Source organism: Novosphingobium ginsenosidimutans (genome assembly GCF_007954425.1).
Taxonomy (GTDB): Bacteria; Pseudomonadota; Alphaproteobacteria; order Sphingomonadales; family Sphingomonadaceae; genus Novosphingobium; species Novosphingobium ginsenosidimutans.
Genome location: NZ_CP042345.1, coordinates 1,173,031 through 1,198,034 on the forward strand (window position 1 = coordinate 1,173,031; position 25,004 = coordinate 1,198,034).

Below are 25,004 nucleotides of genomic sequence, written 5' to 3' on the forward strand. Positions count from 1 at the left end.
CGGCGGAGGCAACACCAGCCCGCTCCCCCGGCCCAACCACCCATAGGGTACAATGACCGGGTGGTTGGGCCGGGGGAGCGGGCTGGTGTTGCGCCAGGTCACGCCACGCCGTGACCGAACCAGGCACTAAACCGTAAAGCTCTCACCGCAGCCGCATGATCCCTTGGCATTGGGGTTGTTGAACACGAAGCCGGCGGTGAAGTCGTCCTCGACCCAGTCCATCGTGCTGCCGACCAGGTAAAGCACCGAGCCGCCATCGATGAAGAAAGTGCCGCCAGGCGTTTCGATCCGCTCGTCGAAAGCATTGGCCTCGCTCACGTAGTCGACCGAATAGGCTAGGCCCGAGCAGCCCCGACGCGGGGTCGAAAGCTTTACCCCGATCGCGCCTTCGGGTGCCTTGGCCATCAGCGCGGCGATCCGGGCCTCGGCAGCGGGCGTAAGGATGACGGCGGCGGGGCGTTGGCGAACGGTCGTGGTCGTAGTCATAGCATCCCAAGCTCCAGGCGGGCCTCGTCGCTCATCTTGGCCGGGTCCCAGGCCGGGTCCCAGACCAGGTTGACCTCGGCGTCGCGCACGCCCGGCACCGCGCCGACCCGCAGTTCGACCTCGCCCGGCATCGATTCGGCGACCGGGCAGTGCGGCGTGGTCAGCGTCATGGTTACGACCACCCCGCCGTCGGCATCGACATCGACCCCGTAAATCAGCCCAAGATCATAGATGTTCACCGGGATTTCCGGATCGAAGATATCCTTCAGCGCGGCAACGACGCCGTCATAGATCGAGCCGCCCGGTTCAGTAGGGCTAACCTCAGCCGGCTTTTGCTGCAGGAAGCCGTCGAGATAGTCGCGCTTGCGCTCGAGCTTGGCGGCCGGCGCTTCGGCATCGTCCACGCGGGCGCGCGGCGGGGCGTTCACGGCCTCGACTTCTTCCACCACGATCTTGCGTTCTTCGTTCATCCGAAGATCCTCCGTGTCCGCTCAATCCCGCGCAGCAGCGCGGCGATATCGCCTTGATCCGAATACAATCCAAAGCTGGCCCGCGCCGTCGCCGGCACGCCCAGATGTTCCATCAGCGGCTGGGCGCAGTGATGGCCGGCCCTGATGGCCACACCTTCCTCATCCAATATGGTGCCGAGGTCATGCGGATGCACCCCGTCGAGCGCAAAAGACACGATCCCGGCGCTTTCCTCCGGTCCGAACAGCGTCACATCGTTGCGGGCGCGCAGCGCTGCGCGCAGTTCGCGCACCAGCGCCGCTTCATGGGCGTGGATCGCTGGCAGACCGATCGCCCGGACAAAATCCGCCGCCGCCCCGAAACCAATCGCCTCGACAATCGCCGGGGTCCCCGCTTCGAACCGCTGCGGTGGCGGGGCATAGGTCGTGCCGGCAAAGCTGGCCCGGTCGATCATCGCCCCGCCGCCCTGCCAAGGGGGCATGGCATCGAGCAGATCGCCGCGGCCCCATAGCGCCCCGATCCCGGTCGGGCCATAGAGCTTGTGGCTGGAGAAAGCGTAAAAATCGCAGCCGAGCTTTGCGACATCGACTTCGAGCCGGGGCACGGCCTGGCAACCGTCGAGCAGGAGCTTGGCGCCCACTCGATGCGCCAGTTGCGCCGCGCGCGGGGCATCGAGCACCGAACCAAGCACGTTCGAAACATGGGCGAAGGCCACCATGGTGTGCTCGGGCGTCAGCATCGCCTCGGCAGCATCAAGATCGATCCGGCCGTCGGCAGTCAAAGGGCAGACATCGACCTGCCACCCGGCAAGCTGCCACGGCACGATGTTGGAATGATGCTCCAACAGCGAGAGCAGGACCCGGCCCTTGTTGGGAAAGGTGTAGGCAACCAGGTTGATTGCCTCGGTCGCGCCGCGGGTGAAGACCAGTTCCGGCGCCGGCGCGCCGATCAGGGCGGCCACCTTTTCGCGCGCGGCTTCGAAGGCCAGGGTCATGTCGGCCGAACGGGCATAGACCCCGCGGTGGACGGTCGCATAGTCCGCCCCCATCGCCCGCACGGTCGCATCGATCACCGCCCGCGGCTTCTGCGCCGTGGCTGCCGTATCTAGGTAATGCCAGCCGCCGGCGAGGCCGGGAAACTGGGCCTTGAGATCGGCCGTGGAGAGAGTGGAAATCGCGTTCATACCAGCCGGCCCAGCGCCGCCAGCGCGGCTTCGAGCAGCCGCTCCTCGTCTGCCGCACCGGCAAAGGCTTCGGCGACGAAAGCCTGAAGCATCAGCTTCTTCGCCTCGGCCGGCGGCAGCCCGCGTTGGGCCATGTAGAACAGGCCGTTGGCATCCAGTTCGCCCACCGCGCAGCCGTGGGCGCACTTCACATCGTCGGCGAAGATTTCAAGCTCAGGCTTGGCATTGGCCGTGGCGGTCCGGTCAAGCAGCATCGCGCGGACCGATTGCGAGCCATCGGTCCCGTCGGCACCCTTGGCGACGCGAACCTTGCCGAGGTAATTGGCCGTAGCCTGCCCGCCAGCGACCGAGCGGACGATCTGGCGGCTGACCGCATCGGGATGGGCATGCAGCACGTTGGTGACGATTTCGACGGTCTGAGTCCCGCCGGCAAGCTGCGCCGCGCCCAGCGTGAAGCTGGCGCCCCGCCCCAGCTCGATCCGCACCGCGACCCGGCCATAGCCCGACCCGGCGTTGAGCACGCGCAGATCGAACGAAGCGCCATCGCCCAGCGTGATCGCGATCTCGCGCGCCACCGGCGCGGTGCCATCGAGCACCAGGGCGAGGTTCCCGCTTTCGCTGGCAGGCACGGAAATGATCTCGGCCGCAACCGGCCAGACCTGCGCCAGTGCGCCGAGGTCCGCATAGCGGAAGTCCTCTTCGCGGCGCGTGGGAAGGGCGATTGCCTGGTTCACGCCGCGACCACCTCGTAGCCGCGCTCTTCCAGCTCAAGCGCGAGTTCCGGCCCGCCGGTCTTGACGATCCGGCCGCCAGCCAGGACGTGGACGAAGTCCGGCTTCACGTAGTCGAGCAGGCGCTGGTAATGGGTGATCAGCAGCACGGCCTTGTCAGGCTGGCGCATCACCGCATTGATCCCGTCACCCACGATCCGCAGCGCATCGATGTCGAGCCCGGAATCGGTTTCGTCGAGGATCGCCAGCCTGGGCGCAAGGATGCCCATCTGGACCATCTCGGCGCGCTTCTTCTCGCCGCCCGAGAAGCCGACGTTGACCGGCCGCTTGAGCATTTCCATGTCCATCTTCAGCAGCGCCGCCTGCTCGCGCGCCAGCTTGAGGAATTCACCGCCCGAAAGCGGTGCCTCATCGCGGCTCGCACGCTGGGCGTTGAGGCTTTCGCGCAGGAACTGGACGAAGGACACGCCTGGAATCTCGACCGGGTACTGGAAACCCAGGAACAGCCCGGCGGCGGCGCGCTCATGCGGTTCCAGTTCGAGCAGATCCTGGCCCAGGAATTCGACCGCGCCGCCGGTCACCTCATAACCGGGCCGCCCGCCGAGCGTGTAGCCCAGCGTCGACTTGCCCGCACCATTGGGGCCCATGATCGCGTGGACTTCACCGGCGTTGATGGTGAGCGACAGGCCTTTCAGGATCGGCTTGTCGGCGACGGTGGCGTGAAGGTTGGAAATGGTCAGCATGATCAGTCCTGCGGGCGCCGGCCCAAATTGCGGTTACTGGGCGCACGGTTTTGAGCGGGGCGGGTAGCGCGGGCGGCACGACGTTCGTGCCAGCGCTCGCGCATAACGGCGGAAACCTGGGCAGCAGCGGCGGCCGGATCAGCCAGCACGGCGGCGGCAGAGAGGCGCTCGACCCGGTAGCCGACCTCGGCCAGGCTGCGGGTGCGATCGGCGGTGAAGCTGGCGTCTTCGTCACCATCCAGCTCGATCACCAGCATCAGCGGCTTGCAGGCAAAGTCGACGATGGCCGAGCCGATCACGTCCTGCCGCTTGAAGGAATAGCCCCCGGTTTCGACCTCGGTCAGCGCCGCCGCCAGGGCCTCGCTGGCGGGCGAAGGGTTGCGCCGCATCTCGCGCGCGCGCTGGTGGAGGGCGTCGAGCCGCTTCTCCGAAATCTCCCAGCCGCGACCCTTCTTCTTGATCGCGGGAGCTTCATCAGCGCCGGGTTCGCGCAGGGTGAGGGTCTTCTTCATCCGACGCTTCCTTCGAGCGAAATGCCGAGCAGCTTCTGCGCCTCGACCGCGAATTCCATCGGCAATTGCTGCAGCACTTCCTTGGCGAAGCCGTTGACGATCAGGGCGACGGCAGCCTCCTGATCCAGCCCGCGCTGCATCGCGTAGAACAGCTGGTCGTCCGAAATCTTGCTGGTGGTCGCCTCGTGCTCGATCTGGGCCGAGGGGTTGCGCACCTCGATGTAGGGCACGGTATGCGCGCCGCAGTCCTTGCCGAGCAGCAGGCTGTCGCACTGGGTAAAGTTGCGCACGCCTTCGGCCTGGGGGGCAACGCGGACGAGGCCGCGATAGGTGTTCTGGCTCTTGCCGGCCGAGATGCCCTTGGACACGATAGTCGAGCGGCTACCCTTGCCATTGTGGATCATCTTGGTGCCGGTATCGGCCTGCTGGTAATTGTTGGTGACGGCGACCGAGTAGAATTCGCCGACCGAATCCTCGCCATTGAGCACGCAGCTCGGATACTTCCAGGTCACCGCCGAACCAGTCTCGACCTGGGTCCAGCTGACCTTGCTGCGCTTGCCCTGGCACAGCGCGCGCTTGGTGACGAAGTTGTAGATCCCGCCCTTCCCCTCGGCGTCGCCGGGGTACCAGTTCTGCACGGTCGAATACTTGATCTCGGCATCGTCGAGCGCGACCAGTTCAACCACGGCAGCGTGGAGCTGGTTTTCATCGCGCATCGGCGCGGTGCAGCCTTCGAGGTAGCTTACATAGCTGCCCTTGTCGGCCACGATCAGCGTCCGCTCGAACTGCCCGGTGTTTTCGGCGTTGATGCGGAAATAGGTGCTGAGCTCCATCGGGCAGCGTACGCCTTCGGGAATGTAAACGAAGGTGCCATCCGAAAAGACCGCGCAGTTGAGCGCCGCAAAGAAGTTGTCGCGCACCGGCACAACCTTGCCCAGCCACTGCTTGACCAGGTCCGGGTACTCGCGGATCGCCTCGCTGATCGAGAGGAAGATGACGCCCGCCTTCTTCAGCTCTTCGCGGAAGGTGGTGGCGACAGATACCGAATCGAACACCGCATCGACCGCAACCTTGCGCGCGCCTTCGACCCCGGCGAGCACCTTCTGCTCTTCAAGCGGAATGCCGAGCTTCTTGTAGACCTCGAGAATCTCGGGATCGACCTCGTCGAGGCTGGAGAGCTTCTTCTTCGGTTTGGGCGCGGCGTAGTAATAGGCGTCCTGGTAATCGATCGGCGGGATGTTGAGCTTGGCCCAATCCGGCGTCGGCATGGTCTGCCAATGGCGAAAGGCCTTGAGCCGCCAGTCGAGCATCCATTCAGGCTCGCTCTTCTTCGCGCTGATGAAGCGGACCGTATCCTCGTTCAGGCCCTTGGGCGCGAACTCGGTCTCGATCTCGGCCGACCAGCCGTGCTCGTAATCGGCGACCTTGGCAGCGGCATCACGCGCGGCCTGATCCCTGACAGTTGCGTCCTCGCTCATGCCGTCACCTCAGCCAAGCGGATCAGCGAGACTTGCGACAGGGCGCCGCGCAGTGCCTCGTTGACGATCGGCCAGTGCGGCTTGACCGAGCAGCAGGCATCAAGCCCGCAATCGGCCCGGGCATCGTCGACGCACTGGGTCAGCGCGATCGGGCCTTCGACCGCTTCGATAATGTCCGCCAGAGTAATCGCTGCAGCCGGGCGCGCCAGCTTGAGGCCGCCGCCCACGCCGCGGGTCGAGCGCAGTAGGCCAGCGGCGGTCAGGCGGCTCACCAGCTTCTGCACGGTTGGCACCGGCAGGCCGGTTTCAGCCGCCAATTCAGCGGCCGAGACACGCGAGCCGCCACAATGGCGCGCGGCGGCGCTCATCGTGACGACGGCATAATCGGCCATGCTAGAAAGCCGCATGAAGGGTACTCCGGCAAATCGGACTGATTCTTTCCGGTTTCCCCTAGGCCTATCCCCGGAGGAATTCAATCGCCGGGAATGCGCGCGAAATTGGGCCGGACTTCGCGGTAGCCGCGGACCGAGCTGGTGGCATTCAGCAACGGCGCCGAGCCATCGAAGATCCGGTTCGGGGTCCGGCCGAGATAGTGCCGCATGTCGCGGATGAGATGCGACTGATCGAAATAGAGCTCTTTGAGCGCGGCGACCTGTTCCGGGCTGGTGTCCGGAGCCTGCAGCATCGCCGCAACCCGCAGCGCCCGGTACTTGCGCGCCAATTGCTTGGGCGGAACGCCGAAATAGCGTTCGCAAAGCCGCTCGACCTGGCGGATCGAATAGTTGGCGCGCTCGGGCAAGGCCGAAACCGGCGGGTCGAAATCGGACGAAAGCCACTCAGCAATCGCCCCGATGACCTGGACATGGCGTGGCTTCACTGGCTGCAGCCGAGCGCCGATCACTTCGGCCAGAATTGCGGCACGAGCGGGATCGCCGCCCTCAGCCATCCGCAACATTGGCACAAGCTCGTCGGCCAGCGCGCCCAGCACCTGACTAGCAGGCAGGACGCGGTCCGCTACAGACCCGGCGTGCAATCCGGTCAGCGCCGCCCAGCCAAGCGGCGAAAGGGCCGCGCCAACCATGTGCCAGGGCCCCTGCAGTGCAATCCGAACAGCAGCCGTGGTCGGGGTCAGAAACATGGCTTCATGCGAGGGCTCGATGCGGCCGTTGGCAAAGTGCAGCAGGCCCGTGCCGGACAGATTCACGGCAAGATAACCGACTGCCGCTGGCAGGCAGTCGTGGATCTCGCGATCGTCGCAGCGCAAAGAATAAAAGGTTGTGACAAAGCGGCGCAGCGGATCGGGCGGAGGTAGGAAATCCAGTTTGATCCGGTCGCTGGCAGTCAGATCGGCTGTATCCGGCGCGGCAGGTCCACCACTCTCGTCGGTTGCAGGTGATCGCAGCATCGCGAGACGTTCTGCGGGTCGCGCCGCCGCTTGGCAAGTGGTGCAAAAAAAACGGCCCCAACCAAAGGTCCGAGGCCGCCTTGTAAGTTTAGGGCTACCAGCACAGTGCTTCGAGCCCTTTGGGTCGCAAAGTTGCAATAGTTGAGGCTTTTACCGAGCAATTGTAGGGATTCGACATTCTGACCGGGGGTACTGCCCACAAACGCGTCAGGAAATCGATTGCGACTTTTCACCTAAGTGAATTCACGAAGAAATACCTGCGAATCGACTTCGCGGCGCAGTGCTGCCATAGGCTACCCGTCGTGACCCAGATCTATTCGTTGATCCGCCCGGCCCTGTTCCTGCTCGACGCCGAGCGGGCGCATCGGCTTACGATCGACTCGCTGAAACTCATGCCGCACGGCGCGCCGTGTCGTCCTGGTCCGCTGGCAACCGAAGTCGCCGAGATCAAGTTCCCCAACCCGCTCGGCATGGCCCCCGGCTTTGACAAGGATGCCGAGGTGCCCGATGCCGTGTTGGGGCTAGGGTTTGGTTTCACCGAGATCGGCACGGTCACCCCGCGCCCGCAGGCGGGTAATCCGCAGCCGCGCCTGTTCCGGTTGGCCGAGGACCGCGCGGTGATCAACCGGATGGGTTTCAACAATGGCGGGCTCGAGGTCGTTCATGCCCGCCTCGCCAGGCGCAAGCGGCAGGGTGTGGTTGCCGCCAATGTCGGTGCCAACAAGGATTCGACTGACCGGATCGCCGATTACCTGGCCGGGATCGCCGCCTTCCGCGATCTGGCAAGCTACATCACGGTCAACATCTCCTCGCCTAACACCCCGGGGCTGCGCGACCTGCAAGGCGACAAAGAGCTGAACGACCTGCTCTCAGCCATTGCCGCCGAACGCCAGGCCGGTGATCCACCGGTCTTCCTGAAGGTTGCCCCCGATCTGGATGAGGCAGCGCCAGCCCGGATCGTCGAGGCGGCGGTGAAACACGGCATCGCCGCGATCATCGTCTCCAACACCACGATCACCCGTCCTCCGCTGAAGTCCCGCCATGCGGGTGAAGCCGGCGGCCTGTCGGGCGCGCCGCTGCGCGATCTGGCCCAACAGCGCATGCGCGATTTCCATGCCGTGGCGAAAGGCACGATCCCGTTGGTCGGCGTGGGCGGCATTGCCAGCGCTGAAGACGCCTGGGCGCGGATCCGCGCCGGGGCGAGCCTGATCCAGGTCTATAGCGCGATGGTCTATGAAGGTCCGGGCCTCGCCCGCCGGATCACGCGCGGGCTGGAGCGGCTGATGAAGCACGACGGCTTCGGCAGCATTGCCGAAGCCGTGGGCAGCGAGTAGCCCCGCGGCCTAGTTCCCGACCAGCACTACGCCTTCGCGCCGCGGATCGAACCCGCCGTCAATCTTGCCATTGCGGATCAGCACGCCGTGGACACCTGAGTCCTCACCCTGCCCAGGCGCCAGGTTGATCCCGCGCTCGGCAAGACCCGCGCGTAGCTCAGGGCTGAACTTGGTGACTTCGCCGTTAAAGCTGTTGCCGCGCGCGACCAGATTGGGCTGCGCCAGCGCCTGCTGCATCGGCAAGCCCCAGTCGATCGCTGCAACCAGCGACTTGCTGACATAGGCCAGGATCGCATTGCCACCGGCAGAGCCGATCGCTCCGGCAAAGTGCCCATCCTTGTCGAACAGCACCAGCGGCACCATCGACGAGCGCGGCCGCTTGCCCGGCGCAACCGCGTTGGGTGAAAGCTCCCCGTTCTCCTGCAGCGGGTTGAACGAGAAGTCGGTCATCTGGTTGTTGAGGAAGAATCCATCGACCATCCGGCCCGAGCCGAAGATCGATTCAACCGTGGTGGTCATTGAAACGACATTGCCGCGCGCATCGCGGACAATGAAGTGCGAGGTACCGGCTGGTTCCAGCGTCCGGTCGGCAATCGCGACCCCGGCCCCTTTCGGCTTGCCCGGTTCGACGCGCGTGGCGGCGGTCTTGCCGATCAGGGCGGCGCGCTGGTCAAGGTAGGCCGGCTCGATCATCCCGGCGACCGGCACCTTCACGAAATCAGCATCGCCAACATAGGTATCGCGATCAGCATACATCAGCCGGCTCGCCTCGGCGAAGAGGAACCAGGCCTGCGGATCATTGGGACCGCGGGCGGCAATGTCGGTCCGCTCCAGCAGGCCAAGCAGCGCCAGCATCCCGACGCCGCTTGACGGCGGCGGCGGGGCGCAAACCTTGTAGGCGCGGTAGGGGGCGCAGATCGGCATGCGCTTCACCGGCTTGTAGCCCGCCAGGTCCGCCATGGTCATGGTCCCAGCGAGCGGTCCCTCGCGGGTGCGGGCAACAATCTTGGCCGCCGTGCTGCCACGATAGAGCGCGTCGGGGCCGTTCTTGGCGAGCCGGCGCAGAAAGGCGGCATAGTCGGGGTTGCGCAACCGGTCGCCGGTAGCCATCCGGGTGCCATCGGGACGCGAGAAATAGCGCTTGGCATCGGGCTGATCGAGCTGCGGGAACGGCAGCGGCAGGAAGCGGCCAAGGCGCGGGCTGATGATGAAGCCCTCTTCGGCAGTGCGAATCGGGGCATCGAACAGGCTGCTCCACGGCAGCTTGCCATGCTCGCGGTGGGCCAGGGCCAGCGCGGCAACAGCGCCAGGCACGCCCGTAGCGCGACCAGAAACAACCGCCTCGCGGAAGCCCAGCGGCTTGCCGTCGTTGCCCATGAACATCTCGCGACTGGCCTGGGCCGGGGCGACTTCGCGCCCATCATAGACCACCAGTTGCCCGGTCTGGCCATCAAGGTGCTGCATGATCGTGCCGCCGCCCATTCCGGATGATTGCGGTTCAACCAGCGAGAGCATGGCCTGGACCGCAATCGCTGCATCGATCGCATTGCCGCCGCGCTCCAGCACGTCCATCCCGGCCCGGGCGGCCAGCGGGTTAGCCGCGATCACGAATGGCTGGGCCGTCTCGGCCGCTGGCGGAACGGACTGCAGCGATTGCGGATTGGTGCAGGACGCAACGAACAGCGCGATGCAGGCGATGGAAAGTCGGAACGAGGCCATGACCGGCTTCTTAGGAGCAGGACAGCGGCATGGCAATCAAGCGGCGGCCAAGCCATAGGCCGGATGGCCCCGCAGACTTGCCGCTAGGGAAAAGCTTGCCTAGGGGATTCGTCCGTACGGGGAAGGGTGCTGCAGAGAGGGGCAGTGCATTTATGGATATTGGTGATTTCCGGGCCGCCCGGAACCTGGTCGAACTGTTTCTGAAACGCGCGGACGAGAAGGGCGAAGTACCGTTCCTTTCGGCCAAGCGGGGCGGATCATGGCAGTCCATTTCGTGGGCCGAAGCGGCGCAACAGGTCTGCCTGATGGCCGAGGCGCTGCGAACGATGGGCCTCAAGGACGGCGACCGGGTAATGCTGGTTTCCGAAAACCGACCGGAATGGTGCATCGCCGATTTCGCGATCATGGCAGCAGGCTGTGTGACTGTGCCGGCCTACATCACCAATACCGAGCGCGACCACTTGCACGTGCTGGAAAACTCGGGCGCACGTGCCGTGATAGTGTCCGACGACAAATTGGCCAAACCGCTGCTGCCGGCCATCCTGACTTCGGGCCAGGCCGGCTTCGTAATCGGGATCGAGCCGCTGCGGATCGCCCAGACCGGCCAGTTCGAATACCGCGACTGGGCCAGTCTGGTGACCGGTGATGCCGCCGCTGCGCACGCTGCGGTCGCCAAGCGTGTTGCGCAGATCAAGCGCGAGGATACCGCCTGCATCATCTACACCAGCGGCACGGGCGGAAGCCCGCGCGGCGTGCTGCAGCACCACGGGGCGATCCTCTGCAACGTCGATGGCGCGGCGCGGATCCTGTCCGAAGACTTCGGATGGGGCGACGAGGTGTTCCTCAGTTTCCTGCCGCTGAGCCATGCCTATGAGCACACCGGCGGGCAGATGCTGCCGATCGGGATGGGCGGGCAGATCTACTATTCCGAAGGTCTCGAGAAGCTGGCCAGCAATATCGAGGAAGTGCGCCCGACGATCATGGTCGTCGTCCCCCGCCTGTTCGAGGTGCTGCGCACCCGGATCATGAAGCAGGTCGAAAAGCAGGGCAAAGTCGCCAATTTCCTGATGGGCCGGGCGCTGGCGATCGGCGGGATCAAGGGCCAACGCGAAGGCAAGGGCCGGCTGCGCGACAAGCCGATGGACCTGCTGCTTGAGCGGACCCTGCGCCCGAAGATCCGCGCCCGCTTTGGTGGCCGGATCAAGGCGATGGTTTCGGGCGGGGCGCCGCTCAACCCCGAAGTCGGCACCTTCTTCGAGGCAATGGGGCTGACCATGTTGCAGGGCTATGGCCAGACCGAGGCTGCCCCCGTGATCAGCTGCAACCGGCCGCGCGTGGGCCTGAAGATGGACACGGTTGGCCCGGCGATGGAGGGGGTCGAGATCAAGATCGCGCAGGACGGTGAGATCCTGGTGCGCGGCGAGCTGGTCATGCACGGCTACTGGCGCAATGAGGCTGAGACCGCGCGCGTCCTGAAGGAGCCGGAAGGCGAACCAGGTGCCGGCATCTGGCTTCACACCGGTGACATCGGCCATCTGGATGACAAGCGCCGGATCGTCATCACTGACCGCAAGAAGGACATGATCGTCAACGATAAGGGCGACAACATCTCGCCTCAAAAGGTTGAAGGCATGCTGACGCTCCAGCCAGAGATCGCCCAGGCGATGGTGGTGGGTGACAAGCGTCCCTATGTTGTCGGCCTGATCGTGCCCGATGCCGAATGGGCGCTTGAATGGGCGCGCGCGCAGGGCGAAAAGTTCGATTTCAAGGCGCTGCAGGACCTGCCCGCCTTCCGCTCGGCGATCCGCGCCGCGATCGACCGGGTAAACCAGGACCTCAGTGTGATCGAGAAGGTCCGCCAGTTCACCTTCGCGGACGAGGCATTTTCGATTGAGAACGAGGAAATGACGCCGAGTCTCAAGATCCGCCGGCACAAGCTCAAGGAGCGCTACAGCGAGCGGCTCGACAGCCTTTACAAGGGCTAGGGTCTAGCGCCGCCAGGGCAGCAGGGTCAGCAACCGCGTCAGCAGAGAAGTGCGCGGCGCGGGCGCGGCGACCACCTCTGGTTCGGCAAGGTCTTCCAGCCAGCCGATGCCGAGTGGCCAGGCCGGGCCAAAGTCCGGCTGCACAGCTTTGGCGTCGACGACCGGTTCTGGCTCCTCGTCGAAGTCCAGATCCAGCTCTGGCAGCGGCTCGGGCTCGGGCGCGAAGGTTTGTGCGGCAATCAGCGCCTTTAGGCGGCTCTCGATATCGAGATCGATCTCGAATGAGGTGAAGCCTGGCTCAACCCGGCGCGACGCAACCGGCGCTTCGGTGTCCGGTGCAGGTTCGACCGGCGCGGGCTGGAACACCGGCGGTAGCGGCGGTTCGGACGGCAGATCCCAATCGGCTTCGACCTCCTCCTCAGCCTCTGGCTCGACCGGGCCGGATTCCGGCTGCCACTGCGGTGGATGCGGGTCCTGGGCGGGCGGCTCGGGCACATAGTCCCATTCGGGATCGCCGAGCGGCGCGTCGAGCTCGGGCACCGGATTGGCAAAGTCTGCCGCCGGGTCCGGAGCGAGCGTTTCGGCTTGATCCGCCGGCGGCATCCAGTCGCGCGGCGGCTCGGGAAGTTCCAGATCGTCCTCTGGCCCAGCGGCAGGATCGAGGCTTGGCGGTTCCGGTGTCAGCAGGTCGCGGAAGTCCCACGACTGGGCTGACTTCTTCTTGACCATCAACGGCCCGTTCGGGTTGGGAATGATTGTGCCATCGTCCGGCGGGGCCACTTCGGCCAGTTCGGGGATCGGCTCAAAGACGGGCTCGATTGCGGGCTCATGCACTTCCGCGTCGCGATGGTGCAGCCCGCGCAGGTTGGCGATCCGGGTTGCGGTTTCGGTCTCCGATTCCTCGACCACCAGCACGGCGCGTTTGCGCGCGCGCGGAATGCCAGTGACCAGCAGGCTGCTGTATCGGGGCCCGGGAATATAGGCCGCCGCGCTGTTTGCTTCGGCTGCCTCATCCTTCAACGCATGCTCGGGCATGCCCGAAACTGGCGCGTCGAAATAGGGATAGACCCCGTTGCTACCGGCCATGACACAGACCGGCCGGGGCAGGCCATCACGCGCCACTGCATCACGCACGGCTTCAAACAGCAGCACCGATAGCAGGCAGGCACCCAACGAGCCGGCGCGGATCTGGTCCTCATCGGGCACCTCCATGGCCAGCAGGCGAGCTTCCAGTTCAGCCAGGGCACCATACAGATCGTCAATGCCTTGCAGGTTCAGGGTCCGCTCGGTCACCTTGCCCTCGCCGGCCCAGGTGCAGCCATAATAGGAATAGCCCTCAAGCAGATTGTCGCGGTCGCTTTGCGAGAAGGGATAGGACGAATCGTTGAAGTACTCGACCTCAACCAGCGGGCGCAGGTGGCCGCGCTCATCGGGCTGGGGCGGATTCTCGCCCGGCCAGCCAAAGGCGATCGAGATGGCGGTTATCGGGCGGCCCGGCTCGTCATGGGCGCGGATTCGCGTCCCCAGCTCGTCCCAGCCGGCAAGGACCAGATCCGAACTTTCGATCGAGAGGAAGCGCGTCGGAAGGATGCCGCCCGGACCGGCGTCTGCCGCCAGCAACCGGCGCAGGCGCTTGACGGCCTCTTCGGGCCGGTTCTCCCGCAGGCGGGCTTCGATCGAGCGGCGAAATTCCTCTTCGCTCAAGCCGTCGGCAAAACTGGTCACGCGTGCTACCCCCTGGGCGGATGCAGGGCAGAATTGCGCGGAATGGTTTATTTGGAGTTACGAGGAACGGAGATTCCCCTCACGCAGCCTCTTTTTCCACCCATTCGGGATAGAAGCTCGGCTCGCGGCTCGACCAACCTGGCGCAGTCGCGGCCGCTTCGCTGATCGACTGGAGCAGGTGCTTGCGCCGGTCCGGGCGGATATGCGGCAGTGCGGCGGCGGCGCAGAAAGCGCTTGGCAGGAACGGCCGGACATCGGCCCCTAGCAACCGCTCATAGAGGAAACGATAGGCCGAAAAGCCCTCGAGTCGGTCCTGGGCGATGTCGAAGGCGGTGATCCGCAGCAACTTGCCCATGAAGCTTTCAAGGCTGGCAAAGTCACTGTTCGACGGGATCTGCCCGCGCAGCGCCTTCAGTTCCTGGTAAACCACGTACTGGCTGCGGATCGATGCGGTTTCCTCGGCATCGCGGGCCCACAGCTTGAAGGCATCGTGTCGGCCGAGGCCGACATCTAGGCTGCGCTTGATATAGCGCTGCTCGCACGGACTGAAGCTGGCGAACTCGCGCAGTTCGGCAATGGTCAGCGATGCAGTTCCGGCATTGGCCATGATGTGCCCCTTTGATTGCGGGCAGATCACCAGAACTTGGTTAAGAAGCGGTTTACCGTAATCCTCAAATCAGCCCTGCGAGCGGGCTGGAGGGATCTGCGTACTTGCGGGTCGCCATTCGTCCAGAAAGATAGGCGTGGCGCCCGGCCTCGACCGCAAGTTTCATCGCCCGGGCCATACGGATCGGATCCTTCGCCTCGGCAATAGCGGTGTTCATCAGCACACCGTCGCAGCCCAGTTCCATCGCGACTGCCGCATCAGAGGCGGTGCCAACCCCGGCGTCCACCAGCACGGGGACCTTTGCGCCTTCGACGATCAGGCGGATCGTCACCCGGTTCTGGATGCCGAGACCCGAACCGATCGGCGCACCCAGCGGCATGACCGCGACGGCACCGGCATCTTCCAGTTGCTTCGCCGCGATCGGATCGTCGGTGCAATAGACCATCGGTAGGAAGCCTTCCTTGGCCAGCACTTCGCAGGCGCGGATGGTTTCAACCATGTTCGGGTAAAGCGTGCGCGCTTCGCCCAGCACTTCCAGCTTGACCAGATCCCAGCCGCCGGCCTCGCGCGCCAGCCGCAAGGTGCGGATCGCGTCCTCGGCGGTGAAGCAGCCGGCGGTGTTGGGGAGGTAAGTGATCTTCTTCGGATCTATGAGATCGGTCAGCATTGGTGCCTTGGGGTCCGACACGTTGACCCGCCGCACCGCGACCGTAACAATCTCGGCGCCCGATGCTTCGACCGCGGCGGCGTTTTCGGCAAAGTCCTTATACTTGCCGGTGCCGACGATCAGCCGCGAACGGAAGCTACGACCCGCGACAGTCCAGCTGTCGTCAGGGCGGTGATCCCCGCCGCCAACAAAGTGGACGATCTCCAGCACATCGCCCTCAACCAGCGCGACGCTGCCCAAGGTCGAGCGCGCGACGATCTCGCCATTGCGTTCGACCGCGACCTTTGCCGGGTCAAGTTCCAGGCTGCGTACGAGGTCAGCAACTGTGCCGGGCGCGGCGCGGCGCGGTTCGCCGTTGACGGTAAGGGAAAGCTGGTCAGTCATCTCGATGCGCAGATAGCGACCGGCGGCAATTTGGCAATGGAGCGAAAAGGACAGGTGAGCCTGTCCGAGCGGCCAATCAGGACAGCTTGAGGTTGCGCCAGTGCGCCCAGGCGAGCAGCGAGACGCCGGCGATGGTGAGCAGCGCCTCTTCCACCCCGTGGCCGACGAACAGGGCGACGGCCATCAGCGCCAGGCCCGCACCGCCGATCTGCAAAGGCTTGGGATCACGGTGGCGGACCACCCCGATCACCAGAGTAACTGCGCCAACTGCAATGGCCAGGGCCAGTCCGACCCGGTGAATCACCGGCGCGAACAGGAATTGCCCGCCCAGCCCCAGCCCGGCGACCAGCAGCAGGCCAGCGAGGCAATGCAGCATGCACAGCCCCGACAGGAGCACGCCGAACCGATCGAGCCGGCCGCGAATCGAGAGCAGGGCATCACGCATGGAGCGCGGGATATATGTTATAGTGTCTCATTACACAAGACGGCCCCAAAAGCCCGCTTGCGCTTTTTCGCGCGCGGGAGCAGGGCGCGCGCTCATGACAGCCGCTTCTCCCCGGCCCCTGGCACTTGCCCGGTGGCTCTTCGCCGTTGCCGCTCTTGTGGTCTTCATCGTCGCCGTTGGCGGGATCACGCGTCTGACCGAATCCGGCCTTTCGATCACCGAATGGAAGCCGGTGTCGGGTGTGCTGCCGCCGCTGAGTGAAGCGCAGTGGCAGAAGGCCTTCGACGATTACAAGCAGATCCCGCAGTATATCGAGGTCACAGGGCCTGCGGGAATGACCCTGGCCGATTTCAAGTTCATCTTCTTCTGGGAGTGGGTCCACCGCTTGATCGCCCGGATCATCGGGCTGGCCTTTGCGCTGCCGCTGGCCTGGTTCTGGATCAAGGGCGCGATTCCGAAAGGCTACCATGGCCGGCTGGTCGCGTTGCTGGCCTTGGGCGGGCTGCAGGGGACGATCGGTTGGTGGATGGTCTCGTCAGGCCTCAGCGCCGATGTCCGGGTCAGTCACTTCCGCCTGGCTACGCACTTGCTGGTGGCGCTGTTCACGCTTGGTGGGCTGGTCTGGACCGCGCTCGACCTGCGCGCCCTGGCACGGGGCGAGGCGCGCGCGCGGCTCACGCCCTTTACGGTGTTCGCGCTCGGCGCGCTTGCCCTGCAGCTGTTCTTCGGTGCGCTCGTGGCGGGAATGCGCGCCGGCTATGTCGCCGGTTCGGGCTGGTTTAACTGGGATGCCTGGCCACTGATGCAGGGCCATCTGGTGCCCGAGGGGATCGACTGGGCGGCCGGGAAGCTGCACGCCCTGCTGAATGATCCATTCTTGACGCATTTCGTCCACCGTTGGTGGGCCTGGGTGGTCGTGGCAATTCTGGTGCTGATGGGGCGCAAGCTCCGCGCGCTTGATCGCCGCGCCTCGATCGCGATTCATTCGGCTTTCGGCCTTCAGGTTCTGTTGGGCATTGCCACGGTGATGAGCGGCGTGGCGCTGTGGCTGGCGGTGGCACACCAGCTGGTTGGCGCCCTGCTGGTCGCCAGCACGGTCTGGGGTGCCCATGCCCTGGGCCTGCGTGCTGCCAAGGCTTGACGAATGCCGCCGAGCCTGCGCGAATAGCCCGGAAAAACAATGACAAGGCAAGGGTGAAGGCAGGTGAGCTGCAGATTCGCGGAAGAGCCAAGGTGAGGGCCCGGACAATCCTGCTGGCCGGGATTGCGGCCGTGGCACCAGCTCCGGCAGCCCAGGCGGCACCAGCCTCGCAAGCTACTGTCGCGTTCAAGCCGCCCGCGGGCCCGGTGATGATCAGCCGCACAGTGGTGCGCAGTCTGATTGATGGCAAGGAAGTGCGCGCCACGCGCTGCTATCTCGTATGGTTCCGCCCCGAAGGCAGTGGCTGGCGACTTGAAGGGGAACTACGCGACGTGAAGGTGGACGTGCCCCCCTCGCTCGAGCGCTTCGCCGAGCTTGAGCGCAACCGGATGGAACCCGGCTTCTTCCCGATCCGGCTTGATGCCGCAGGCCGCCTGGTGCCACGCAGCGACCCGCTGGTTGGCGACGGCTCGCGCGCCAAGGCCGTGGCGCTGGGCGAGATGATGATTGCCGGCGCGCGCATGTCTCCCAGCGCGCGCGGTCAGGCCAGCACCATGCTGACGCAGGTGGTCATGGCCGGAACCGGCGGGACCGCTTGGCCGGTGGACCTGTTCAGCCCGGCCCGCGCCGATTCGGTTGAAACACGGGGTATCACCATGCCCGATGGCACCCGCGGCCTGATCAGCGTCACTATCCGCGCCGAAGGACTGATCCCGGGCGGGCTGCCGCAACGGGTCGCGCGGACCGTTCTGACTGACCTTGGCGGCAGCACGCGCACGACGCGCGAGATCTGGACCTTTGAGCGCACCCAGCCCTGAACGGTATTATTTTACCTCTCAGCAGAACCGCTGAATTGCTTGACTTTTGCCTCGTCATCGACGAATGGGCCGCCTTCCCGCGCTGCCGGAAGCGATTCCGGTCAGCGTTGTGAACATGGGATTTGACCTGCATTTCAGAAAGGGAGTGGCCATGAAGGCGCTTTCCAAGGTCACCCGGTCGATCAAGCCGGCCGAGGTGGAAAAGAAGTGGCATCTGATCGATGCCGAAGGACTGGTGGTCGGGCGTCTCGCCGTGATCATCGCCAATCATCTGCGCGGCAAGCACAAGCCGAGCTTCACCCCGCACGTCGATTGCGGCGATCATGTCGTCGTGATCAACGCCGGCAAGGTCAAGCTGACCGGCAACAAGCTGAAGCAGAAGACCTATTACAAGCACACCGGTTATGCCGGTGGCATCAAGGAAGTGACCGCCGCCAAGGTGCTGGACGGCCGCTTCCCCGAGCGCGTGCTCGAAAAGGCGGTTGAGCGCATGATCCCCCGTGGTCCGCTCGGCCGCAACCAGATGCGCGCCCTTCACCTCTACGCCGGTGCCGAGCATCCGCATGCGGGCACCCAGCCCCAGCCGCTCGACGTCGCTGCCATGAACCGCAAGAACAAGGTGGGTGCCTGATGTCTGACACCACGCTCAACGATCTGGCCGACCTCGGCGCTGCTGCCGATGTTGCCACCCCCGCCGCTCCGGCTGCGCCGCTCCGCGAAAAGGAAGTCGACGCCCAGGGCCGTGCCTATGCCACCGGCCGCCGCAAGGATGCCGTGGCCCGCGTCTGGATCAAGCCCGGTTCGGGCAAGGTCGTGATCAACGGCCGTGACCAGTCGGTCTACTTCGCCCGTCCGACGCTGCGCCTCGTGATCGACCAGCCGTTCCAGATTGCCGATCGCGCTGGCCAGTACGACGTGATCGCCACCGTCAAGGGCGGCGGTCTCTCGGGCCAAGCCGGTGCCGTCAAGCACGGCATCGCCCAGGCGCTGACCAAGTTCGAGCCCGTCCTGCGCGGGGTCGTCAAGGCCGCCGGTTTCCTCACCCGCGACAGCCGCGTGGTCGAGCGCAAGAAGTACGGCCGCGCCAAGGCCCGCCGCAGCTTCCAGTTCAGCAAGCGCTGATCCTGGATCGACGGACTACGAGAAACGGGGTCGGCCGCAAGGTCGGCCCCTTTTTCGTTTCGGCACTCCACGGGAGTACCTGACCATGCAGCAACACACCCCGCTCGCCGCCACGCCTACGCGGATGATGTTTGCCGGCCGGATCGGCTGGCTGCGCGGGGCGATCGGGGCCGGGATCGCGATTGCCCTCACGGCGCTGATCGGGCGGCTGGTGCTGGGCAGCGATCCCGCCTTGCCCTGGCTCGTCGCCTCGATGGGCGCGTCTTCGGTGCTGGTCTTCGTCCTGCCGGCCAGCCCGCTGGCCCAACCCTGGCCGGTCTTCGGCAGCCATCTGGTGGGCGGTGCGATCGGCGTGGTGGTCCACGCAATGCTCGGCGCGACCTGGCTCTCGGCCGGCCTGTCGGTGAGCCTTGCCATTGCGGCGATGAGCCTGCTGCGATGCCTTCATCCCCCCGCAGGTGGCACCGTGCTGTTGACCGCGCTGTCGAGCCCGGCGGTTGCCGCCGCGGGACTGACCTTCCTGGTCATGCCGCTGGCGCTCAACGTGCTGGTGCTGCTGGCGGGCGGCGTGGTCTGGAACCGGCTGACCGGCCACTCCTACCCCCACCGCCCCTCACCCCAACCGCTGCAGCCGGACTGGATCGGTCATATCGAGGATAGCGATCTCGATGCCGTGCTAGCCGAATGGGATGAAGTGCTCGACGTCAGCCGCGAGGATCTGCTTGCCCTGGTCCACGCCGTCGAAGGCAAGGTCCGCGCGCGGCGCGGCGCTACAGCGTCTTCACCTCGACAGAGAAGTCCCCGGCCCCATCAAGCACCAGCCGATTGAACGAGGGGCGCGAGCTGCGCAGCCGCTGCGACAGCGTACCCGCCCCGACAATCCGGATGGTCTGACCGTCCACTTCGACAACCTTGTCGAACGGATCATGGACATGGCCCGAAAGCACCGCCCCGGCCCCGGCCCGCGCCAGCGCCGCCAGCGCGCGCTTGCCGCCGCGGGTTGATGCCGTGGCGTGGGTATTGGCCTCGACCAACGGGTGGTGACAGGCGACCAGCTTCAGCGGCACATCGCGATGATGGGCCAAGCCATGCAACGTTGCATCCAGATCACCCTGGCTGACCCGGCCCTTTGACCAGTTCAGCCGGAGCTGCGCGCGGGCGATGGTCTTGAGCGAAACGACTGCCACTTCCGGCAGGGCAATCTCGCTCCCCAGCCGATGCTTGAGCGCATGGAAGTGGGCATAGGGCCGCGCCAGCCGCCGCAGCATCATATGATAATAGGGTACGTCGTGATTGCCCGGCTCGATCGAAACCGGCACCGGCAGGTGCATCAGCCACTCCGCCGCCAACGCAAATTCCTTTGCGGTGCCACGCATGGTCAGATCACCGGTACAGATCACCGCGGCCGGCCGCTCGCGCTCCACTTCGGCGGCGAACCAGTCGAGCGCCTGACGATCCTCATAGCCGAAGTGCAAGTCGCTGACGTGGTAGAGGACTGTCTTCCCCGACATGATACGATCAGACACGCCCGCTCAGGATCAGCCAGGCCGACCCGGCATTGACCGCGCTGTACCCGGCATAGAACCACATCCAGCCGCTTGAGCCGCCTGCGACCATCAGCATGGCCCCAAGCAGCATCACGAACTCGACCAGTAGACTGAACCGCCCGCCCAGCAGGTGAAAGAACCACGGGACCTGGCCAAGCAGCGGGTGCTCGCTGTTCAGCACGGCGCGGTGGACCGCGAAGTTGGTGACCCCCAGCAGGAAGACGAACGCGACAAGCATCCTGGCTGCCCTATCACGCGATTCGGCGGGCTTACAGCCCAATCCGCCCTGTCGTTCGCCGGACCGATTCAGCGCTTGGTCGCCGAATTCGGCGCTTGGTCGGTTCGCGGACGTACCTCGTCGAGCATTGCTGTATCGCTACACCAACACAGCCTATCCCGGTTCTGCACCATCCCCCAGGTGCAGTCCCGAGGAGAAACCGCCATGTTTATCCGTCCTTTGCTTGCTGCCGCGCTGCTCGCGGCCGGCGCCGTCCCCGCCCTCGCTCAGAACCAGGGCGGCCTGGTCATCAAGACCGACGATCTCAACCTCAACAGCGCTGCCGGCCGCGCCACGCTGGAGCGCCGCGTCGATGGCGCCCAGTCGCAGATCTGCCGCAATGCCACGGCGACCGGCTCGCGCAGCCGCGCCGCTCAGGAGCAGAAGGCCTGCCGCGCCGAGGTCCGCCGCCAGTTCGAGGCGCAGTTTGCCGGCCAGCACGACAACGGCTGAGCCAAAACCCGATACCCCCAATAGCCCCGGGGGTCAGGGCCGGGCAGTGCGGGATGTGCGACCCCCGCCTGTCCGGCCCTAAACTTATGCAGGAAGCCGCGCTTAACGGCCGGCCATCGCCTTGGCTTTGGCCAGGTAAGTCCGCCCGATCCGCACCGCCGAACCATCGGCCAGCTCGGCCGACCAGACGCCCAGGCCATCATGGCGCAGGCCGGTAATCCGGTCGCGGCGCAGGATCGTCGAACGATGCAGGCGGATAAAGCGCTGCGGATCAAGCCGCGCTTCCAGGCCCGTCACCGTCTGAAGTAGCAAGTAACTGCGGTCGCCGACATGCAGCCGGACATAGTCGCGCTCCGCGTCGATCCGATCGACATCGGCGGCAGCAATCCGCAGCAGTTCGGAGCGGTAGGGTACCCAGAACTCGGTCAGCCAGTCCCCGCCCTGCTCGGCACGTTCGCCGCGCCGGGCCAGCGCGCGGGCAACCGCGCGCTCAAGCCGATCCGGGGTGACCGGTTTCAGCACATAGTCGACTGCATCGAGGTCAAAGGCCTCGACCGCGAAATTCTCATGAGCGGTGACAAAGATTACTGCAGGTCGCGGCTTGCGTCCCGTCAGGGCACGCGCAACGGCCAGGCCGTCCAGCTCGGGCATGGTCATGTCAAGCAGGACCAGGTCGGGCGACAGGGCATCGATCATTCGCAGCGCTGCTGCGCCGTCCTGGGCCGTGCCGGCGACGTCCAGCCCGGCCAGATCGCGGCAGATCAGCTGCATTCGCTCGATCGCCAGCGGTTCGTCATCGACAATCAGGGTGCGCAAGGTGGTGGCGGTTTCAGTCATGGCGCTCCAGGGGCAGACGGATCAGGCTGCGCCAGCCGCCGCCAGCGACGGGGCCGGACGTGATCTGGGCAGCATCGCCGTAGCGCGCGGCAAGGCGATCGCGGACATTGGCAAGGCCGATGCCGAAGCCAGGTTTGGGATCCTTGGCGACCGGGCCGTCATCGGCCACCTCGATCACCAGGCAGCCATACTCCTCGCGCGCGGCGACCGTCAGCGTAACCGGATGGGTCGTTGCGGATACGGCATATTTGACCGAGTTCTCGATCAGCGGTTGCAGGATCATGCCTGGCATTCGCGCATCGGCCAGCGCCGCGGGAATATCGAACCTGGTGCGCAGCCGCTCGGGAAAGCGCACCGCCTCGATCTCAAGGTAAAGCCGCTGGAGCGCGATCTCCTGGTCGAGTGCCACATCGCCCGTCGGATCGCCGGCGAGGCTGCGGCGGTAGAAGGTGGAGAGCGTCTGGATCATCTGCTCGGCCGCCTGCGTCTTCCCGGTCATGACCAGGGCCGAGAGCGAGTTGAGCGTGTTGAACAGGAAGTGCGGATTGACCTGGTAGCGCAGGGACCGCAGTTCGGAAGCCTTGGCGGCGCGGCGATACTCGCCCTCGCGCCGCTCCGCCGCGCGGGCCTGTTCGGCATTGGCCAGCGAGAAGTAGAGCGCCGCCCAGGCCAAGAGCAGGTAATAGCGCCCCAAGGCCACGTCGACGAGCTGGCGCAGGCGGTTGTCGGCGCGGGTCTCGGCATCGATGGTAATCGCCGGGCGCGCCTCGCCGGTCGGGGCCGGCTGTGCGGTCGGCAGCGGATCGGGGGTTGCTGCAACCTCGGCCTCACGGTCAAGCGGATCGACCAGCAGGTTGCCGCTTTCGTCGCTGCGGATCCGCAGGCCTTCGCGCTCGCCGATCGTGGCGACGACCTTGTTCTCGATATCGGCAAAGGCCCACTGATTGATCGCTGCAAGCAGGACCGAGGCTGGCAGGGCCATCAGCAGCACAGCCCCGGCTTTGATCCAGAATGGCCGCGGATCGAGCAGCCGGACGATCGGCCAAAGCGCCAGTGTGACGGCCATCGAACCGAGCGTGACCAGAATCCGGCGCAGCAGCAGCGCATCGAAAAGCTCGAGCCCGACCAGCCAGCCGCGCAACGTCGCCAGCGCGAAATAGGCCAGCCAGACCCCGGCAATCGAGGCCAAAACCAGCTTGATTGGCACGCGCGGCGTGGATGGCGCAGTCAGGTCCATGGCCAACCTGACTAGCCCGAAGCAATAGGAACAGGCCAGCGGCTTGGTCGAACCGCAGGCGTCATTGGTCGAACGTCCCGGCGCGGCCTATTTGACCGGCAACAGGCCTTCGCGAGCGATCTTTTCCTTCCAGGCCAGCGGCGCGAGCTGGTGGACATTGTTGCCCTCGCTGTCGACCGCGACTGTAACGGGCATGTCCTCGACCGTGAACTCATAGATCGCTTCCATACCAAGGTCCTCGAAGGCGACGACCTTGGCTTCACGGATGGCACGCGCCACCAGATAGGCCGCGCCGCCGACCGCCATCAGGTAGGCCACCTTGTGCTTGGCAATCACCTCGGTCGCGCCTTGGCCGCGCTCGGCCTTGCCGATCATGGTCAGCAGGCCGAGCTCGCACATCATGTCGGTGAACTTGTCCATCCGCGTCGCCGTGGTCGGGCCGGCCGGGCCGACCACTTCACCCATGACCGGATCGACCGGGCCAACATAGTAGATCGAACGCCCCTTGAACTCGACCGGCAGAGCCTCGCCCTTGGCCAGCATGTCCTGGATCCGCTTGTGCGCGGCATCGCGGCCGGTCAGCATCTTGCCGTTGAGCAGCAGCCGGTCACCCTGCTTCCAGCTGCGCACTTCTTCGGCCGTCAGCCTATCAAGATTGACCCGCTTGGCCGCCTTGTCCGGCGTCCAGTGGACTTCGGGCCATTCGTTGAGGTTGGGTTTCTCGAGGAAGGTCGGACCCGAGCCATCGAGCGTGAAGTGCGCATGGCGGGTGGCGGCGCAGTTGGGGATCATGGCGACCGGCTTGCCCGCCGCGTGGCAGGGCGCGTCCATGATCTTCACATCGAGGATGGTCGAGAGTCCACCCAGGCCCTGGGCACCGATCCCCAGCGCGTTGACCTTGTCGAAGATCTCAATCCGCATTGCCTCGATATCGTTCTGTGGCCCGCGCTGCTTGAGTTGAGCCATGTCGATCGGCTCCATCAGCGCCTGCTTGGCCAGCAGCATGCAGTGCTCGGCCGTCCCGCCGATGCCAATGCCCAGCATCCCCGGCGGGCACCAGCCGGCACCCATCTGCGGCAGCATCTCGATCACCCAATCGACGATATTGTCGCTGGGGTTCATCATCTTGAACTTTGACTTGTTCTCGCTGCCGCCCCCCTTGGCCGCAACGTCGATGCTGACCTTGCTGCCCGGCACCATCGTGACGTGGAGCACTGATGGCGTATTGTCGCGGGTGTTGCGGCGGGTGAAGGCGGGATCGGCAAGGACCGAGGCGCGCAGTTTGTTTTCCGGGTGGTTGTAGGCGCGGCGCACCCCTTCATCGACCACTTCCTGTAGCGAGCGGCCCGATTCCAGGCGGCAATTCTGGCCCCATTCAACGAAGACATTGACGATGCCGGTGTCCTGGCAGATCGGCCGATGGCCTTCGGCGCACATCCGGCTGTTGGTCAGGATCTGGGCGATCGCATCCTTGGCCGCAGGGCCCTGCTCGGCCTGGTAGGCATCGCCCAGGGCGCGGATATAGTCCATCGGGTGAAAATAGCTGATAAACTGGAGCGCATCGGCGACGCTTTCGATCAGGTCTTCCTCGCGGATCGTCACCATCTCGGTCATGGGCGTAGGTTCCTCGAACGGGTTGTTTGGGGGCGCCTTAGTCCCTGAACCGCCCTCCCGTCAAAGCGCTTGGCGCAGCGCGGTGC

Annotated in this window: 27 protein-coding genes; 8 read left to right on the forward strand and 19 right to left on the reverse strand. The window is 65.4% G+C overall.

From position 1 onward, the window contains the following. Positions 1 to 126 precede the first annotated feature (126 nt). The 9 genes from FRF71_RS05900 to FRF71_RS05940 all read right to left on the reverse strand — a co-directional run bounded on the left by FRF71_RS05900 (position 127) and on the right by FRF71_RS05940 (position 7,006). Positions 127 to 486: a HesB/IscA family protein gene (locus tag FRF71_RS05900; RefSeq protein WP_147089681.1), complete on the reverse strand. Its 360-nt coding sequence runs from the start codon at positions 484 to 486 to the stop codon at positions 127 to 129. Further along, on the reverse strand, positions 483 to 956 hold the full coding sequence (locus FRF71_RS05905; RefSeq protein WP_147089682.1) for an SUF system Fe-S cluster assembly protein: 474 nt from the start codon (positions 954 to 956) through the stop codon (positions 483 to 485). The genes FRF71_RS05900 and FRF71_RS05905 overlap by 4 nt, the downstream gene beginning before the upstream one ends. Continuing rightward, a complete protein-coding gene (locus FRF71_RS05910) occupies positions 953 to 2,137 on the reverse strand; it encodes an aminotransferase class V-fold PLP-dependent enzyme (RefSeq protein ID WP_147089683.1) in 1,185 nt (394 codons plus the stop codon). Before FRF71_RS05910 ends, FRF71_RS05905 begins: the two co-directional genes overlap by 4 nt. Continuing rightward, positions 2,134 to 2,871 carry a SufD family Fe-S cluster assembly protein gene (locus FRF71_RS05915; protein ID WP_147089684.1) on the reverse strand — a complete coding sequence of 246 codons (738 nt, stop codon included), beginning with the start codon at positions 2,869 to 2,871 and terminating at the stop codon, positions 2,134 to 2,136. The genes FRF71_RS05910 and FRF71_RS05915 overlap by 4 nt, the downstream gene beginning before the upstream one ends. Then, entirely contained in the window at positions 2,868 to 3,611 is a 744-nt protein-coding gene (sufC, locus tag FRF71_RS05920; RefSeq protein ID WP_147089685.1) for a Fe-S cluster assembly ATPase SufC, read from the reverse strand. The genes FRF71_RS05915 and sufC overlap by 4 nt, the downstream gene beginning before the upstream one ends. Before the next feature lie 2 nt (positions 3,612 to 3,613). Continuing rightward, positions 3,614 to 4,123 (reverse strand): endonuclease domain-containing protein, encoded by a 510-nt coding sequence (locus FRF71_RS05925; protein WP_147089686.1) that lies wholly within the window; start codon positions 4,121 to 4,123, stop codon positions 3,614 to 3,616. Then, positions 4,120 to 5,601, reverse strand: coding sequence for a Fe-S cluster assembly protein SufB (gene sufB, locus FRF71_RS05930; protein WP_147089687.1), 1,482 nt, complete (start codon positions 5,599 to 5,601; stop codon positions 4,120 to 4,122). The genes FRF71_RS05925 and sufB overlap by 4 nt, the downstream gene beginning before the upstream one ends. Further along, on the reverse strand, positions 5,598 to 6,008 hold the full coding sequence (locus FRF71_RS05935; RefSeq protein ID WP_147089688.1) for an SUF system Fe-S cluster assembly regulator: 411 nt from the start codon (positions 6,006 to 6,008) through the stop codon (positions 5,598 to 5,600). Before FRF71_RS05935 ends, sufB begins: the two co-directional genes overlap by 4 nt. A gap of 65 nt (positions 6,009 to 6,073) precedes the next feature. Further along, on the reverse strand, positions 6,074 to 7,006 hold the full coding sequence (locus FRF71_RS05940; RefSeq protein ID WP_147089689.1) for an AraC family transcriptional regulator: 933 nt from the start codon (positions 7,004 to 7,006) through the stop codon (positions 6,074 to 6,076). 302 nt (positions 7,007 to 7,308) lie between these two features. Between FRF71_RS05940 and FRF71_RS05945 the strand changes: the two genes are divergently transcribed. Beyond that, positions 7,309 to 8,340: a quinone-dependent dihydroorotate dehydrogenase gene (locus tag FRF71_RS05945; RefSeq protein ID WP_147089690.1), complete on the forward strand. Its 1,032-nt coding sequence runs from the start codon at positions 7,309 to 7,311 to the stop codon at positions 8,338 to 8,340. A 9-nt stretch (positions 8,341 to 8,349) separates the two neighbouring features. Here the strand turns inward: FRF71_RS05945 and FRF71_RS05950 are convergent, their stop codons facing one another. Next, the gene (locus FRF71_RS05950; protein WP_147089691.1) at positions 8,350 to 10,059 is read right to left on the reverse strand and encodes a gamma-glutamyltransferase family protein; all 1,710 of its coding nucleotides are present in this window, start codon (positions 10,057 to 10,059) and stop codon (positions 8,350 to 8,352) included. Between the two features lie 152 nt (positions 10,060 to 10,211). Between FRF71_RS05950 and FRF71_RS05955 the strand changes: the two genes are divergently transcribed. Further along, complete coding sequence (locus tag FRF71_RS05955) at positions 10,212 to 12,044, forward strand: AMP-dependent synthetase/ligase (protein WP_147089692.1); 1,833 nt, start codon at positions 10,212 to 10,214, stop codon at positions 12,042 to 12,044. Between the two features lie 3 nt (positions 12,045 to 12,047). Here the strand turns inward: FRF71_RS05955 and FRF71_RS05960 are convergent, their stop codons facing one another. The 4 genes from FRF71_RS05960 to FRF71_RS05975 form a co-directional block, all read right to left on the reverse strand. After that, on the reverse strand, positions 12,048 to 13,769 hold the full coding sequence (locus tag FRF71_RS05960) for a hypothetical protein (protein ID WP_147089693.1): 1,722 nt from the start codon (positions 13,767 to 13,769) through the stop codon (positions 12,048 to 12,050). A gap of 79 nt (positions 13,770 to 13,848) precedes the next feature. Beyond that, on the reverse strand, positions 13,849 to 14,376 hold the full coding sequence (locus FRF71_RS05965; protein ID WP_147089694.1) for a hypothetical protein: 528 nt from the start codon (positions 14,374 to 14,376) through the stop codon (positions 13,849 to 13,851). A gap of 64 nt (positions 14,377 to 14,440) precedes the next feature. After that, the gene (thiS, locus tag FRF71_RS05970) at positions 14,441 to 15,427 is read right to left on the reverse strand and encodes a sulfur carrier protein ThiS (protein WP_147089695.1); all 987 of its coding nucleotides are present in this window, start codon (positions 15,425 to 15,427) and stop codon (positions 14,441 to 14,443) included. A gap of 76 nt (positions 15,428 to 15,503) precedes the next feature. Then, a complete protein-coding gene (locus FRF71_RS05975) occupies positions 15,504 to 15,872 on the reverse strand; it encodes a MerC domain-containing protein (protein ID WP_147089696.1) in 369 nt (122 codons plus the stop codon). A 94-nt stretch (positions 15,873 to 15,966) separates the two neighbouring features. Between FRF71_RS05975 and FRF71_RS05980 the strand changes: the two genes are divergently transcribed. The 5 genes from FRF71_RS05980 (at position 15,967) to FRF71_RS06000 (ending at position 19,782) form a co-directional block, all read left to right on the forward strand. Next, positions 15,967 to 17,013: a COX15/CtaA family protein gene (locus FRF71_RS05980; RefSeq protein WP_147089697.1), complete on the forward strand. Its 1,047-nt coding sequence runs from the start codon at positions 15,967 to 15,969 to the stop codon at positions 17,011 to 17,013. A gap of 92 nt (positions 17,014 to 17,105) precedes the next feature. Next, the gene (locus FRF71_RS05985; protein WP_147089698.1) at positions 17,106 to 17,831 is read left to right on the forward strand and encodes a hypothetical protein; all 726 of its coding nucleotides are present in this window, start codon (positions 17,106 to 17,108) and stop codon (positions 17,829 to 17,831) included. Positions 17,832 to 17,982: 151 nt separating this feature from the next. Next, on the forward strand, positions 17,983 to 18,462 hold the full coding sequence (gene rplM / locus FRF71_RS05990) for a 50S ribosomal protein L13 (protein ID WP_147089699.1): 480 nt from the start codon (positions 17,983 to 17,985) through the stop codon (positions 18,460 to 18,462). Further along, a complete protein-coding gene (rpsI, locus tag FRF71_RS05995) occupies positions 18,462 to 18,953 on the forward strand; it encodes a 30S ribosomal protein S9 (protein ID WP_147089700.1) in 492 nt (163 codons plus the stop codon). Before rplM ends, rpsI begins: the two co-directional genes overlap by 1 nt. An 85-nt stretch (positions 18,954 to 19,038) precedes the next feature. Beyond that, positions 19,039 to 19,782, forward strand: a complete 744-nt coding sequence (locus FRF71_RS06000) for an HPP family protein (protein WP_147089701.1) — start codon at positions 19,039 to 19,041, stop codon at positions 19,780 to 19,782. Here the strand turns inward: FRF71_RS06000 and FRF71_RS06005 are convergent. After that, positions 19,724 to 20,464: a metallophosphoesterase family protein gene (locus FRF71_RS06005; RefSeq protein ID WP_147089702.1), complete on the reverse strand. Its 741-nt coding sequence runs from the start codon at positions 20,462 to 20,464 to the stop codon at positions 19,724 to 19,726. The two genes, FRF71_RS06000 and FRF71_RS06005, sit on opposite strands and share 59 nt — an antisense overlap. A 7-nt stretch (positions 20,465 to 20,471) precedes the next feature. Beyond that, positions 20,472 to 20,738, reverse strand: a complete 267-nt coding sequence (locus FRF71_RS06010) for a hypothetical protein (protein ID WP_147089703.1) — start codon at positions 20,736 to 20,738, stop codon at positions 20,472 to 20,474. 204 nt (positions 20,739 to 20,942) lie between these two features. Between FRF71_RS06010 and FRF71_RS06015 the strand changes: the two genes are divergently transcribed. Continuing rightward, positions 20,943 to 21,230, forward strand: coding sequence for a UrcA family protein (locus tag FRF71_RS06015; protein WP_147089704.1), 288 nt, complete (start codon positions 20,943 to 20,945; stop codon positions 21,228 to 21,230). A 102-nt stretch (positions 21,231 to 21,332) separates the two neighbouring features. Here the strand turns inward: FRF71_RS06015 and FRF71_RS06020 are convergent, their stop codons facing one another. The 3 genes from FRF71_RS06020 to FRF71_RS06030 all read right to left on the reverse strand — a co-directional run bounded on the left by FRF71_RS06020 (position 21,333) and on the right by FRF71_RS06030 (position 24,918). Continuing rightward, a complete protein-coding gene (locus tag FRF71_RS06020; protein ID WP_147089705.1) occupies positions 21,333 to 22,067 on the reverse strand; it encodes a LytR/AlgR family response regulator transcription factor in 735 nt (244 codons plus the stop codon). Further along, positions 22,060 to 23,304, reverse strand: a complete 1,245-nt coding sequence (locus FRF71_RS06025; protein ID WP_147089706.1) for a sensor histidine kinase — start codon at positions 23,302 to 23,304, stop codon at positions 22,060 to 22,062. The genes FRF71_RS06020 and FRF71_RS06025 overlap by 8 nt, the downstream gene beginning before the upstream one ends. A gap of 87 nt (positions 23,305 to 23,391) precedes the next feature. Beyond that, positions 23,392 to 24,918, reverse strand: coding sequence for a fumarate hydratase (locus FRF71_RS06030; RefSeq protein WP_147089707.1), 1,527 nt, complete (start codon positions 24,916 to 24,918; stop codon positions 23,392 to 23,394). Positions 24,919 to 25,004 lie beyond the last annotated feature (86 nt).